Genomic DNA, 13,791 nt, shown 5'->3' with positions numbered 1-13,791 from the left:
GTCTGGTGTCTCACGTCACACTAGGAACGGCGAAGCATAATTGCTAAGACCAAAAGGTCGATCGGGTCATAACCAAATGTCGATGCGCCGATGGGTAGCCCCCTCACTCCGTCGAGGCGAGCGCCTCGCGGATCGCGTCGACAGCGTCGCGCTGCAGCGGTGAGTGGAGTCGGTCGCGTCGGTGGAGCAGGACGATGCGCTCGGTCAGCTTCAGCTCGGGCACCTCGACCTCGTGAAGTCGCGCGTCGCTGCCGACCGAGTACGCGGGAGCGATGATCGCCCAGTCGTTGGCGGCGGCGGCTCGGATCATGGCCTCGGAGTGCCCGAGGCGCAGCGTGAAGCGCGGCTCCTCGAGTCCCGCTGCGCGCAGCTGCTCGACGAGGTTCCGCTGGTACACGACGTCCTTGGGTGCTCCCACGAACGGGAGGGCCATCGCGTCGGTCGGCGACAGCGTCGTGCCCGGGGCGATCAGGGCGGCGGTCGTGAAAATGCCCAACCGTGTCACGGCCAACAGCTCTGACGTCATGGACTCGGGGATGTCACGTCCGTCCCAGTTCAGGACGCCGAAGTCGAACTCACCGGTCTCGACGCCGTGGACCACCTCGTCCGGTCGCGCCACCGCGACGGTGATGTCGGCGTTTGGTCGTTCATGTCCGAGCTGTGCGGCCACCGGAGGGATGAGGTAGGTGCCGACGGCCATGCTCGACGCGATGATGACGCGGCCTGTCTCGCCTGACGCAAGGTCGCCGACGTCTCGCCGGATCTGGGCAGCGCCGGCGAGCACCTCCTTGGCCCACGCGGCTGTCCGCTCACCGGTCTCGGTCAGCACGAGGCGGTTGCCCTTGCGGACGAACAGGGGCGCACCTACCCACGACTCGAGGGCGCGCAGCTGGGCCGAGACGGCGGGCTGCGCAATCATCAGCACCTCGGCGGCTCGCGTGACGCTCCGCTCCTCGACGACGAGCCTGAACACCTCCAGGCGTCGGAAGGACAGTTGGGCCTCCATGGCTTCTCCATAACGTTCGAGGTATGCGCTCATCGACATGTTGGTCTTTGTGTTATGACGACGCGGGCATCAGTGTAAGTCACGTCACAACACTCGATACCGGCGTCGCCCCGAGGGGCGCGACGCGGGTTCCGTCCCAGGAAGGTCACCCGTGGCGACCACTACACGTCCCAACATCCATACCTCGGTGCTCGAGGGCAGCGACGTCGTCGCGGCTGTCGACCAAGGTCGTGCGACCGACGCGGTGCGCGCAGTTCTGCGCGCGGCGGCTCGCGGGGAGGCTCGACCCATCGCCAAGTCGATGGCGGCTTGGGATGACCGGTCCACCGCCCACACCCTCGGCGCGGTTGACGAGAGCCGGGGGCTCGTGGCCTTCAAGAGCTGGGTCAACACGCCTGCGGGGGCAAGCGCGTTGCTATCGCTGTTCGACGCTCGGACGGGAGCGGTCCTGGCCGTGATGGATGCTGGGCAGCTGGGCGCCTTCCGCACGGCCGCGACCGCCGCGGTCGCCACTGACCTACTAGCTGCGCCAGAAGCGAACGTGCTCACAGTCCTTGGCAGCGGGCGTCAGGCGTTCCAGCAGGCGACGGCCGTCTCGCTGGTTCGGCCGCTTGAGGCGATTCGCGTGTGGAGCCGGACTCCGGCGAACCGACAGGCGTTCGCCGTGACCCTAGAGCGCGAGCTGGGGCTGCGGGTCGACCAGTTCGATGACGCGAGGGACGCCGTGGACGGCTCGCCCATCGTCACGGCCGTCACGCGCGCCGCTGACCCCTTCCTCGCGCGGGAGTGGTTGGCACCCGGGGCCCACGTGAACGCGGTGGGAGCCATCCTGCCGAGCGCCGCAGAGCTGCTTCCGGGCGTGGTCGAGGCAGGAAGCCTGGTCGTCGTCGACGATCTGGAGAACGCGCGTCGGGCGAGCAAGGAGCTCAAGGACGCGCTCGGCGACGACCTGGCCGGGACCGTCGAGCTCGGGCGGTTGCTGGAGGACGGCGTCGGTCGTCCCGATCAGCCAGCGCTGACGGTGTTCAAGGGCATGGGTTCGGGACTGTGTGACCTCGCGGTCGCTGCGCTCGTCCTCGATCGTCAGGAGGTCGGAGCATGAGGTTCCGCAACACGCCCGAGCTCATCTCGGGCTCCATCGTCCCGCTCATCACCCCGTTCACCGACGACGGCGAGCTCGACGAGAAGAGCATCACCTCGCTCGTCGAGTGGCAGCTCGCCGCCGGTACCCACGGCGTCTCGATCGGAGGCTCCACGGGCGAACCGAGCGCTCAAACCATCGACGAACGGGCTCGTGCGATACACACCGTGGCCGAGGCCGTCGGTGACCGCGTCCCGTTCATCGCGGGCACCGGCTCGGCAAAGCTCGACGAGACGATCCGCCTGACGGGCGAGGCCGTCGACGCGGGCGCGGACGCCGCACTGGTCATCACCCCGTACTACGCCCGACCCACCCAGGACGCGCTGTACACCTGGTACTCCACCGTGGCGCGTGAGTACCCAGACCTCCCGATCATCGCCTACAACGTCCCGTCCCGGACGGCGGTGGAGCTTGCTCCCAAGACCGTCGCGCGGCTCTACCGCGACGTCCCGAACGTCGTCGGCATCAAAGAGACGACCAAGGACTTCGAGCACTTCTCCCGCGTCATCGAGGCGGCCGACGAGGACCTGCTCGTCTGGTCCGGGATCGAGCTGCTATGCCTTCCTCTGCTCGCGCTCGGCGGCATCGGCTACATCAGTGCCACCGCGAACGTGGCGCCAGCAGCCTGCGCCCGCATGTACGACCTGTGGCTCGCCGGCGACCACGAAGGAGCCCGTCGCATCCACTACGCCCTCCACCCCGTCGTCGACGCCCTATTCGTCGAGACGAACCCCACCACGTTGAAGTGGATCCTCCAGAAAGAGGGACGGATCGCGTCCGCCCACGTGCGCCCGCCGCTCGCCGAGACCACACCGTCCGGGGTCGAGCGGGTCCGTGCACTGCTGGCCGAGGCCGCCGACCTGATCGACGCAGAGCGAGCGGTCCGATGAGGCTGGCTACGGTCGAACTCGACGGAGAGACCCGGGTCGTCGCGTCAATCGACGGTCACACCGTGCACGACGTGTCGGACACCGCCGGTCGGTCCGGCCTGGTTGGTCTCCTTCCGAGCGACGCCCAACAGCGGCTTGCGGACGAGCTGGAGCAGCACCCGGTAGTGAGTCTCACTGAGGCGACATGGCTACCGCCTGTGCCGCGGCCCGAGCACGTCGTCTGCGTCGGCCACAACTTCAACTCGCACGCAGCCGAGGTCGGTGCCAAGCCGACCGAGCATCCCACCCTGTTTACGCGTTTCGCGTCGTCGTTCGTGGGACACGAGGTGCCGCTCGTAGCGCCGTTCGTGTCGGACACGCTCGACTGGGAGGGCGAAGTTGCCGTGGTCATCGGTGACGGCGGTCGACACATCAGCCGCGCCGACGCGATGAGTCACGTCGCCGGCTTCAGCGTGATGGGCGAGAACAGTGTGCGCGAGTTCCAGCTCCACAGCCCGCAAGCCACAGCCGGCAAGAACTTCGACGGCTCCGGCTCCTGGGGGCCGTGGATCGTCACCACCGACGAGGTCCCTGACCCCGCTGCCCTGGAGATCGTGACCCGGCTCGAGGGCGTCGAGGTTCAACGAGGGTCGCTGGCCAACCTGACCTTCGACGTCTCGGCCGTCATCGCTTACGTCAGCGCCTTCGTCACCCTGGTGCCGGGCGACGTCGTCGCGCTCGGCACGCCCCCGGGCATCGGCCACCGCCAGGATCCGCCGCGCTACCTGCAGCCGGGGGAGAGGCTGGAAGTGTCAATCCCCGGGTTGCTCGAGCTGAGGAACGTCGTGCGCGCCGAGGTCGCAGCGCCATGACCGGCTGAGCACGCCGTCCAGCAGCACCACCCGTTCCCGTCTAGACCCCATCAGGTGCGACTCGGCGCACCGCAACACGAAAAGAGGAGCCTCACCGTGCCGTCTGAAACCGAGCCGCCAATCGACCCCGACCTCCCCGTCATCGACACCCACCACCACCTGTTCGACCACCCGAACAACATCGTCCGCATGGTCATGCGCCGCGAGCGGTTCCTCATCGACGAGTACACAGACTTCGTGTCCGACGGGCATAACGTCATCGCGACGATCGCCATGGAGTCGCAGGCGATGTACCGCACCGACGTTCCCGAGCACCTCCAAACCGTCGGCGAGCTCGAGTTCTTCGGCGGTCAGGCGGCGATGGGCGCCACGGGCAAGTACCGCGGCATCCGTGTCGCGACCGCGTTTGTCGGGCGGGCCGACCTGCGCCACCCTGACGTCCGCGAGACCCTCGAAGCGTCGGTCGCGGAGGCGCCGCACCGGCTGAGGGGGGTGCGACAGGAAGCTCTGTGGGACGAGGACGAGTCGATCGTCGGAGCGGTCTTCGACCACGGTCCGGGCATGTACCTCGGCGAGAACTTCCGGCGCGGCTTCGCCCACCTGGCACCGCTCGGGCTGAGCTTCGACGCGTTCGTACTCTCTCCCCAGCTGACCGACATCCTCGCGCTCGCCCGGGACTTCCCGGAGACGTCGATCGTCGTCGACCACCTCGGTCACCCCGTCGGCATTGGACGTCACACGGGCAAGCTGGAGGAGGAGTTTGACCAGTGGAGGGCGGACATGGCCGCCATTGCCGCGTGCGAAAACGTCACGGTCAAGATGGGTGGACTCGGATCGTTCCTGTCCGGCTCACCCACGTTCCTTGCCGACCCGCCGGCGAGCTCCGAGACCCTCGCGGCGGAGTGGCGTCCCTACGTCGAGACGTCCGTCGAGCTGTTCGGTGCCGATCGCATGATGTTCGAGAGCAACCTCCCGACCGACGGCTCCGGCCCGTTCGGGCACGTCTGCAACGCCTACCAGCGCATCACGGCGGGCTGCTCGCAGTCCGAGCGCGAGGCGATCTTCGCAGGGACGGCCAAGCGCGTCTACCGACTCGAGGGACTTCTCGGCTGAGGGTTCATCGCTGGCTCGCGGCCAGCTGATGCTGAGGCCCTCAGGCTGGAGAAACTCCACGAGCTCCAGTCGTGCGCTCTCACGGCCCAGCCCCCTGCTCTTCACCCCGCCGAACGGAGCAGACGGGTCCGACACGACAGCTCGGTTGATACCGACCATGCCGACCTCGAACGACTCAGCGAGCCACACGGCGTCCTGCAGATCTGCTGCGTAGACGTACGCCACGAGTCCGGCGTCGCTCGCGTTGACCAGCTCGTGCAGCTGCGCGTAGTCGTGCCCCGTGACGATAGGCGTCACGGGGCCGAAGATCTCTTCGCCCGGGATGCGCGCGTGCGGGCGGACGTCGCGCAGGACGGTCGATGCCGAGAAGTAACTTCGCCAGCTCCGGAATCCTGGCCCGGTGGGCCAGCGTCGCGCCGTCCTCGAGTTCCTGGGCGACGAGCCGCTCGACCTTGTCGACGGCCTCGGCTGAGGTCAGCGGTCCGATGTCGGCGCCGTCGACGGCGGCCCCGAGACTCAGCGAGTCGACCGCCCGGGTGAAGCGATCCACGACCTCGTCGACAACGTCGGCGTGCACGTAGGAGCGATTCCTTCAGAGCGGTAGGGCACAGGCGGCGGCCTCGAGTGCAGCGTCGGCCTCGGCGACACCACAGTCAGAGACTTCGGCGAGCACCGTTCGTGTCGAGTGGGCGTCCACCGCGGACGTGCCGGGAGCGGTCTGCCACCGACTTCCGATGTAGGCGGCGCGATCCGCTGAACAGGGCCACGTCGATGGTCATGTCGACTCACCGTTACCGGCCGCATCGAGCACCGCCAATCTGAGTTCGCGACTGGACCCATAGCGAGAAGCGGTCCGAGCGACATCACCTTTCCATGATGGGCAGATCAGTTGACTTGTCTTGGCGTTATAGGGCACGGACGCCATAACGTGATTGACGCCACAGTGATCCGGCTCGGCCGGTCCGCGATGGTGCACCACCAGTATTTCCCGACAGCTGAGAGCGAGCCCCTGATGTCCGCCGACACCCTCGACTTCCCGATCGACCTGACCGACCCCGAGTTCCTCGCTGGCGACCGGACCGCGGCCTACGAACGTCTTCGTTCCGAAGTTGTGTTTCCGCTCCAGCTCGGCCCGGGGGACCCCGCTTGGGTCGTCAGTCGCTACCAAGACGTTCGCGCCGTCCTCCGTTTGCCCGAGGGCCGTGTCCAGCCGGTCGGGACCGAGGCGCCGCCGTGGTTCGACGGTGTGGCACGACAGCGACTGCGCGCCAACCTCGTGCAGATCGACGACCCTGACCACGCGCGGCTGCGGAACGTCGTCGGGCCCATGTTCATCCCGCGTCGTGTCGAGCAGTTTCGTGAGTTCGCGACCGAGTCGGTGGCTCGGGCCATGGCCAACGTGGCGGCCAAGAACGGCGAGGTCGACGCGGTCCAAGATCTCGGCGTCGACATCCCGCGAGGCGTCATCTGTCGCTTCCTCGGCATCCCCGAGGAGGACTGGCAGCACCTGACGGAGAACCAGCACGCCTTCCTGCTCATCTTCGCGCCGAAGCCGCTCGGCGACGACGAACGGGCTGGGCTCGAGAACATCACACAGTTCTACCTCGACTACTTCGACACGTTCGTCGCGAGCAAGTCGCGCGAGGAGCACAGCCCGTTCGTGCAGCTGCTCCTCGAGGCAGAAGATCGCGGGGACTTGAGCCACATCGAGGTCCTGTCACTCATGCACACGATCCTTGACGCGGGCTACGAGACGACCCGCACGTCGATCTCCAACCTGGTCGAGGTGCTGTGCCAGGAGCCCGATCTGCTCTCGGTCCTCCACAACGAGCCAGAGTTGATCCCCGGGGCGGTCGAGGAGCTCCTGCGTTACCGGACGCCTCTTCACGTGCGCGAGCGCTACCTTGTTGACGACTTCGAGCTGTCCGACGGCAAGGTCCTCGCATCGGGCACGCGCGTCATCGTGATGGTGGCCGGCGCCAACCGTGACCCCGAGCAGTTTCCGGACCCCGACCGGCTCGACCTTCGGCGGGAGAACGCGTCCGGTCACGTCGCCTTCGGCGGCGGCATGCACCATTGCCTCGGTGCGCCGATCGCGCGCATTCAGCTCCAGGAGACGCTGCGCGGACTCGTGGCGCAGTTCGGATCAGTCGACCTGCGCGAGGACGGCCACCGCTTCCCGGACCTCATCTTCCCGGCCCTGCTGAGCCTGCCGGTCACCTTCCACCCGCGGAGCAGCCAGGGATGAGCACGGCGACAGCCCGAGCCACGAACACCGATCTCGCCCTTCGAGTGAGCCGCAAGGTGCCGCTCTCGACCGACGTGGTCGAGATCGTCCTGACCGGCGACGCGCCGCTGCCCAGCTGGTCGGCCGGCGCTCATCTCGAGGTGCAGTGCGGTGACGTGCGGCGGCAGTACTCCCTGTGCGGGGACCCCTTGGCACGAGACGAGTACCGGATCGCCGTGCTGCGCGAGCAGGAGAGCCGAGGAGGTTCGTCGTTCCTGCACGACGTCCTCGACAGCGACGACACCCTGCCGGTGTCGGCACCTCGCAACTCCTTTGAGCTGGAGCTGAGCCCGTGCTACGTGTTCGTCGCAGGGGGCATCGGGGTCACGCCGATCGTCACGATGGTGCGCGAGGCCGAACGCCGGGGCGCGGACTGGGAGCTGCACTACGGAGGTCGCAACCGTGCCACGATGGCCTACCTCGATCAGTTGGAGAGTCTCGGCGCGCGAGTCCACGTCTACCCCGAGGACGAGATCGGTCTGCTGCCGCTGGACACTCTCATCGGCGCCGCACGGGACGACACGCTGATCTACTGCTGCGGTCCCACCCCGCTGCTGGACGCAGTCGAGCGTGCTTCCGTCGGCTGGCCCGCGGGCGCCCTGCACATCGAGCACTTCAAGCCCCTCGAGCTGGATGCCGGCATTGAGCAGCCGGTCGAGGTGACGCTCGACCGCAGCGGTCTGACGGTTCAGGTGCCGAGCGACCGAACCCTCCTCGAGGCCTTGAACGAGGCTGGCGCGAACCTCGGCTCCTCGTGCGAGGTCGGTACCTGCGGGACATGCGAGGTCACGGTCCTCAGTGGGATCCCGGACCACCGCGACTCCGTTCTCACCCCCGAGGAGCGGGCGGAGAACGCGTACATGTTGCCGTGCGTCTCGCGCGCCCTGACCGAACGGCTCGTGCTTGACCTCTGACCGACTACCGGTGCCATCGCATCGTCCCGGCGACTCTCTGGTGCCGAAGATGGCGAAGATTGCGGCAACCTAGGTCAGTCGTCGATGACGATCGCGGCGTGCTTAGCGAGGAAATGCTTACCCGACAGACCCATCAACGGGTGACAGGGTCCTGCATGTTGTTGTTCTGTTCCGTGCTCGCGACGCGGGGCTGGGAGGGGCTGCTGGTACCTGTCACCTGGGGCGACCAGATCACCGACGCGATCACCGACGCTGAGTACGAAGGACGCTGAGCCCTGCCGGTCATCGCGCAGGACATCTCAAAGTTGGTTCACGTGCTCTTCGGCGTTGCTCCTCAAGGGCGTGCGTGAAGGGAGAGTCGATGGCGAGACCGGACCCTCGAAGTCCGAACGGTGCCGGATGTCAACAACGTCCCCGAACAGCACAGCTAGCAGCGACGGCCCGTTCGCTATCGGGCGCCACCATGAGCCTATTTCTGGCGCCGACGAGCCGCCGACGCTGCCGCGCCCTATGCCGAACCGGTAGTCCACTCATCGGCGCTCTGACGGCAGTTGATGTTCGCCTTCACGGCGTGTCGGTACAGACGTCCAGGTTCACGACGGGACCATGGTGCCTAACCGCAGATCGAAAGGGCCGCCGTGACCATCGACGTGATGCTGAACGGCGAGACTGTGTCTCTGGACCGCGACGTGTTCGCTTCGCTGTTCGAGAACTCGGTTGCCGCCGATCGGGCCCCGGTTCGGACGGCTCTCCAGCGGAACCACATCTCGTTCCGAGACCTCATCGAGATGGCGACAGTCGCCGAGATCCCGTACCCGCTGTTCTTCGCACCGGCAGACGTCGTCCTGGAACAAATCCGTCTGAAGAACGAGAAGTTGATGGCTGGGTTCACGAAGCCATCCTTCTCGATGAACTCACGCAACATCGTGCGGCTGGCGGACGTGGAGCTGATCGTCAAGGACCTCCTGCGCAAGCAGATGATCCTGCGCGCCGACACGACCCTGACACGGAACACGGTCGTCAGCTGCCTCGGCAAGCCCGGGACGTCGGTGCAGGAGGACGCCAACACCCTTCGGCGCCAGCTGGGGTTCACGAACGACGATCTCAAGGCCGCCAGGTCTAAGGAGGCCGCCCTGGAATTGCTCATCAGCGCGCTGGAGGCAAGGCAGATCCTCGTAGGCAGGAGCGTGAAGAACCACATGCCGCAGCAGATGCCGAGACGGGCACGCTTCAGCGGGATGACGATCAAGGACGCACGGGTCCCGTACATCTTCCTGGCCAGCGGAGACGAAGGCGAACGCCTCGAACCGAGCGGTCGCAAGGTCTTCACACTGGTGCTGCTGACGGTCATGGTCGCGCGCGGAACCTTCGCTCCGGTGACCTATGACGGTCACACCAAGGACGAGACCGCGCCTCGCGAGTTCGACATCGCCGGCGAGGTCCTTCTCCCGTCGTCAGAGATCAGGACTCTTGACCTCGAGTCGCTGGCAGCGGTCAAAGACGCCGCCAATCTTTACAAGGTCACGCCGAGTGCTCTGGCGATGAGAGCGCGGCGCCTAAACCTGTTGCCGCAGGACACCTTCCGCGAACACATGGACCAGCTTGCTGACGAGTACGCGCGTCGCGTCGATCCCCCAAGACGCAACGCTAAGCCCGTCAATGCCCTGCGCAAGTACAACGGGACGGAGTGCTCGCGCCGGATGCTGGGGCTCCTGGACGCCGGCGAGATAGGCCGACGCGACTTCTGCAGGGTCATGTTCTCCAACAAGCTGAAGCCCGCTCAGATCGATGACTTCAGGGCGGCTGTGCGATGAGTACCGAGCGGTTCATGGTGGACAACAACGCACTCACGTTCCTCGGTGAACGCCGCCGCAGAAGCACGACGTTCAGGGAGAGATGGACCAGGAGGCGTTGACCTTGCTGCCCGATCGTTGGTCCATCGTGACCCTGGACAAGGCAGTGCTGGCTACCGCCGCAGCTTTCGGAGTGCACACAACGACCCCGACCGAGCTCGCGCACTTGATCGANTCTTCGCGGCATCACGGCCAAACAAGCGAATGGACTGGAACGACGGGATCTAGGGCCGAAAATGTGTGATCATTTCGCTGACATCGTGTGAAGCCCTCGAGTGCCGGCATTTTTTGCCCTCCCGTTCCAGGGCGTTTGAGTTTCGTCACCACCCCACACACAGTCGGCAGAGCATCCCTCCTCTCTTCAGAGGAGGGATGTTCTGCGTCCACGGGACGTGTGCCGGGCTGTTGACACAAGCCCGTCCAGGTGGCGTTGCACGGTCACGAGAACTGCTGCCGTGCCGCGCGGTACCGACGGGTGTCGCGGATCCACATCAGTACCGACCCCGCTCCGACTGCCAGCGCGAGCACGGCGATGGCCACGTCCGACGCGCCGTCCTGGCTGACGAGGCCGACCACGCCGACGGAGAAGGTCGTCAGCAGCGTCGCGACGAGGTGGAACACAGGCGGCTTTCGAGGTCGTTCGGACGCTTTCGACACGAGTCGAGGATCGCACGCCCGCGCGGTCTCTCGTGATGAGCCGATCGGCCGACAGGCACCGGTCTCAGTCGTGCAGCGCGGCCTCCGCCTGCTTGTTCTCGATGACGCGGAGCCCGAGCCGCGCCACCACGTATCCGATCGCGGAGCCGACGGCGGCGAGCCCAGCATCCAGGGCCTGGGAGGAGTCGCCGGTGATCGAGAAGCAGACAGCGGCCACGACGCCGGCCACGGCGGCGAACGGTATGACTCGGACGTACGTCCGGAGCCAGTAGTGCAGCATCCGAGAAGAGTAGTCAAGGCTCGGTCGCGCGGGCAGCGGGCCGGGTGCTCGTGCCACCACGTGCGCGGACCATCGCGCCGTCTAGGGTCGATCCATGGTTCTCGTGGGGCGGGGTTCGGTGCGAGCCTCGCTGCCTGCGCTCATCGCCTTCCCGCTGGTCGCGGCGGTCGTCAGCGTCGTCGGGGTGGGTGCTCTGTCGATCACCGACCCGGGCGTCAGGGATGACGTCAGCGGCCTCGTCTTCGTGGTGCTGATCGGAATCTTCTGCGGTCTCGGTGCCAGCGTGTACCTCCTCGTCTGGGTGACCGTGTTCGTCGGCCGCGTTCGGTACTACGTGGACGGGACGGCGGTCGTCGTCCGGCGCGGCAAGCGCACCATCGCGACGAAGGACATGAGCGCGGCTCGCCAGATCAGGATCGACGGGTGGGTCGACACCAGACGCTGCTTCTACGCCGTGGGGCCTCGATGGACGTCGAGCAGTGGGCTGCCGCACGTCTACGTCGAGGAGGCGTCGACCGGCCGCTTCACGACGGAGTACGAGCTGCCGGACGTCTTCATCTGGGGTCGGGACGGGGCCGCTCGGTTCCATCAGGCCCTCTTCTACGAGCTGACCCGATCGGGGATCCATCCGGAGGTCTTCGTCGCCGGCGGCGGACAGGGAGAGCGGGGCACGTGGCCGGTGCCCGACCTCGACTGGGGCTGAGGACGGCGAGTGAGCCGGTCCGCCTGCGCGACGGCACCGCCGGTGCCTCGCACGGGCGGCGTCAAGGCTTCGTTCAGATCGCGTCAAGCCCGTTCCCCGTGGCGCCGGACGGTCCTACGGTCGAGAGGTCAGCACGTCGCCTCACGAAGGAGCACCACCCGCATGAGCACCCTGGTCGTCCCGGTCCGTCACTCGCCGTTCGGCACCCTCACCCCCATGACGGCCCGCCTGCGCAACGGGACGCGCGTCGGGATCGCCTACACCTCGATCGCGGCGCTCGAGGCGGTCCAGCCGAACCGGCAGTGGATCCGGCTGAGCGAGGCTGCCCTGAACGCCCTGCTGTCGCCGCTGGGCATCAGGACCGTCCAGGTCGACCCGCAGCTGCTCGTCGCCGACCTGTGCAGCACGGCACCCGACCGGCCGATCTGCGCGTGAGCGTCACAGCCACCGCCGCCGCTTGAAGACGACGTAGAGCAGCACGCTCGTCAGTGCCATCTCGACGATTGCGAGCGGGTAGCCGAAGCGCCAGTGCAGCTCGGGCATGACGTCGAAGTTCATCCCGTAGATCGTCCCCACGATCGACGGCGCGAAGAGGATCGCGGCCCACCCCGAGATCTTCTTGACCTCCTCGCTCTGGGCCAGGCTGGTCTCCGCCAGGTGCCGCATCTCGTCGTTCTGCTGCTGGTTGATGAGGGTGCTGCGCAGCGTGAGCGCATTCTGCACGATCGCGCGGAAGGAGTCGGCACGCTCCGCGATCCGGGCGCTGTGACCTCGCACCAACCTCAGCCGGTGCTGCAGGTCGTGCGGCACGCCGTACCGGTCGAAGCCGTCCTCCAACGACGTGATCAGGTGCAGCAGCGAGTGGGTGGCGCGCTGGAACTCGATCACCTCGCGGGCGAGCTCATAGATCCGCCGCGAGACGGTTGCCTCGCCACGGAACAGCTCGTCCTCGATCTCGTCGATGTCGTTCTCGAGCCCGGCGATGACCGGCACGTACTCGTCGACGACCTGGTCGATGATCGCGTAGAGCACCGACTCGGGCCCCGCCGCGAGCACGTCGGGCTCCCGCTCCAGGTGCCGACGGACCCGCGCCAGGTCGGGTGACTCGGCGTGGCGGACGGTGACCACGAAGTCCGGACCGACGAACACGTGGAGCTCTCCGAACTCCACCTTCTCGCTCGCCTCGACGTACCGGGCCGGGCGCAGCACCGCGAACAGGGCGCTGCCGTACCGCTCGAGCTTGGGACGCTGGTGGGCGGCGATCGCGTCGTCGACGGCCGACGGGTGCAGCCCGAACTCGGCGGCGACCGCGCAGATCTCGCCCACGTCGGGGCGGTAGAGCCCGATCCACGCCATGCCGTCCTGCTCGCGCAGCAGCTCGAAGGTGTCGTCGAGCGTCTCGGGGTCGGCGACACGACGGCCGTCGACGTAGATGGCGTTGTCGACGAGGCTCATCCGGGGTTGAACCGGTGGCCGAGACCGGCCTCGGTCACGAAGAGGCGTGGCCCGCCGGAGTCGGCCTCCAGCTTGCGCCGGATGCTGGCCAGGTGGACGCGCAGGTAGTTCGTCTCCTGCTCGTAGCCCGGCCCCCACACCTCGTGCAGCAGGTCTGCCTGGCGCACCAGACGCCCGCGGTTGCGCACGAGCACGGAGACGATCTTCCACTCGGTGGGCGTGAGGTGGATGATCACCCCGTCACGGGTGGCCTTGGAGTCGGCCGTGTCGATCAGCAGGCCGCCGACCTGCACGACCGGCTCGGTCGCACCGCTGACACCTCGCCGCGTCGCGGCGCGCACCCGGGCCAGCAGCTCCTCCATGCTGAACGGCTTGGACACGTAGTCGTCCGCCCCGAGGTCGAGGGCCTCGACCGTGTCGTCCGCCTCGGACCGCGCCGAGACGACGATGACGGGCACCTGGCTGAACGAGCGCACCTGGCGCAGGACGGCGATGCCGTCGACGTCGGGCAGGCCGAGGTCGAGCAGGATCACGTCGGGCATCCGCTCGTGGACGATCTGCAGCGCCGACCGCCCGTCGGTGGCGATCTCGACGTCGTACCCGCGAGCCCGCAGGTTGATGCCGAGGGTCCGCAGGATGGC

At 67.3% G+C, this 13,791-nt stretch carries 14 protein-coding genes and 2 pseudogenes; 9 read left to right on the top strand and 7 right to left on the bottom strand.

Features of this window, described 5'->3' with window-relative positions; genetic code table 11:
- Positions 1-103: 103 nt before the first annotated feature.
- Positions 104-1,006, bottom strand: a complete 903-nt coding sequence (locus ASD10_RS12350; RefSeq protein ID WP_056577217.1) for a LysR family transcriptional regulator — start codon at positions 1,004-1,006, stop codon at positions 104-106.
- Positions 1,007-1,157: 151 nt separating this feature from the next.
- On the opposite strand from ASD10_RS12350, the gene ASD10_RS12345 reads away from it, so the two are divergent.
- The 4 genes from ASD10_RS12345 (at position 1,158) to ASD10_RS12330 (ending at position 5,001) form a co-directional block, all read left to right on the top strand.
- On the top strand, positions 1,158-2,108 hold the full coding sequence (locus tag ASD10_RS12345; RefSeq protein ID WP_156366950.1) for an ornithine cyclodeaminase family protein: 951 nt from the start codon (positions 1,158-1,160) through the stop codon (positions 2,106-2,108).
- Positions 2,105-3,037: a 4-hydroxy-tetrahydrodipicolinate synthase gene (gene dapA / locus ASD10_RS12340; protein ID WP_056608853.1), complete on the top strand. Its 933-nt coding sequence runs from the start codon at positions 2,105-2,107 to the stop codon at positions 3,035-3,037. The genes ASD10_RS12345 and dapA overlap by 4 nt, the downstream gene beginning before the upstream one ends.
- A gap of 62 nt (positions 3,038-3,099) precedes the next feature.
- On the top strand, positions 3,100-3,888 hold the full coding sequence (locus ASD10_RS12335; protein ID WP_200914559.1) for a fumarylacetoacetate hydrolase family protein: 789 nt from the start codon (positions 3,100-3,102) through the stop codon (positions 3,886-3,888).
- A gap of 96 nt (positions 3,889-3,984) precedes the next feature.
- Entirely contained in the window at positions 3,985-5,001 is a 1,017-nt protein-coding gene (locus ASD10_RS12330; protein WP_056608850.1) for an amidohydrolase, read from the top strand.
- Positions 5,002-5,058: 57 nt separating this feature from the next.
- Here the strand turns inward: ASD10_RS12330 and ASD10_RS19620 are convergent.
- A pseudogene (locus tag ASD10_RS19620) lies at positions 5,059-5,364 on the bottom strand (aldehyde dehydrogenase family protein); the annotation flags it as partial.
- Positions 5,365-5,413: 49 nt separating this feature from the next.
- A pseudogene (locus ASD10_RS19615) lies at positions 5,414-5,578 on the bottom strand (aldehyde dehydrogenase family protein); the annotation flags it as partial.
- A gap of 366 nt (positions 5,579-5,944) precedes the next feature.
- Between ASD10_RS19615 and ASD10_RS12325 the strand changes: the two are divergent.
- The 3 genes from ASD10_RS12325 (at position 5,945) to ASD10_RS12315 (ending at position 10,016) form a co-directional block, all read left to right on the top strand.
- Positions 5,945-7,249, top strand: a complete 1,305-nt coding sequence (locus ASD10_RS12325; protein WP_157432575.1) for a cytochrome P450 — start codon at positions 5,945-5,947, stop codon at positions 7,247-7,249.
- Positions 7,246-8,202, top strand: coding sequence for a PDR/VanB family oxidoreductase (locus ASD10_RS12320; RefSeq protein ID WP_056608846.1), 957 nt, complete (start codon positions 7,246-7,248; stop codon positions 8,200-8,202). The genes ASD10_RS12325 and ASD10_RS12320 overlap by 4 nt, the downstream gene beginning before the upstream one ends.
- 638 nt (positions 8,203-8,840) lie before the next feature.
- A complete protein-coding gene (locus ASD10_RS12315) occupies positions 8,841-10,016 on the top strand; it encodes a hypothetical protein (RefSeq protein WP_056608844.1) in 1,176 nt (391 codons plus the stop codon).
- Positions 10,017-10,493: 477 nt separating this feature from the next.
- On the opposite strand, the gene ASD10_RS12310 is transcribed toward ASD10_RS12315, so the two are convergent.
- The gene (locus ASD10_RS12310) at positions 10,494-10,676 is read right to left on the bottom strand and encodes a hypothetical protein (protein WP_056608843.1); all 183 of its coding nucleotides are present in this window, start codon (positions 10,674-10,676) and stop codon (positions 10,494-10,496) included.
- A 100-nt stretch (positions 10,677-10,776) separates the two neighbouring features.
- On the bottom strand, positions 10,777-10,992 hold the full coding sequence (locus ASD10_RS12305) for a hypothetical protein (RefSeq protein ID WP_056608841.1): 216 nt from the start codon (positions 10,990-10,992) through the stop codon (positions 10,777-10,779).
- A gap of 94 nt (positions 10,993-11,086) precedes the next feature.
- On the opposite strand from ASD10_RS12305, the gene ASD10_RS12300 reads away from it, so the two are divergent.
- Positions 11,087-11,695 carry a hypothetical protein gene (locus tag ASD10_RS12300; RefSeq protein ID WP_157432574.1) on the top strand — a complete coding sequence of 203 codons (609 nt, stop codon included), beginning with the start codon at positions 11,087-11,089 and terminating at the stop codon, positions 11,693-11,695.
- Positions 11,696-11,857: 162 nt separating this feature from the next.
- A complete protein-coding gene (locus ASD10_RS12295; protein WP_056608837.1) occupies positions 11,858-12,130 on the top strand; it encodes an SAV_915 family protein in 273 nt (90 codons plus the stop codon).
- 3 nt (positions 12,131-12,133) lie between these two features.
- Here ASD10_RS12295 and ASD10_RS12290 read toward each other — a convergent pair whose 3' ends face one another.
- Positions 12,134-13,150 carry a magnesium and cobalt transport protein CorA gene (locus ASD10_RS12290; protein ID WP_056608835.1) on the bottom strand — a complete coding sequence of 339 codons (1,017 nt, stop codon included), beginning with the start codon at positions 13,148-13,150 and terminating at the stop codon, positions 12,134-12,136.
- On the bottom strand, positions 13,147-13,764 hold the full coding sequence (locus ASD10_RS19220; RefSeq protein ID WP_369797584.1) for a response regulator: 618 nt from the start codon (positions 13,762-13,764) through the stop codon (positions 13,147-13,149). Before ASD10_RS19220 ends, ASD10_RS12290 begins: the two co-directional genes overlap by 4 nt.
- Between the last annotated feature and the right edge of the window lie 27 nt (positions 13,765-13,791).

It is taken from the genome of Aeromicrobium sp. Root472D3, from assembly GCF_001426485.1.
In the GTDB taxonomy this organism is placed as follows: domain Bacteria; phylum Actinomycetota; class Actinomycetes; order Propionibacteriales; family Nocardioidaceae; genus Aeromicrobium.
Note: the sequence above shows the minus strand (reverse complement) of the source record. Positions and strands in the feature narration are given on the sequence as shown.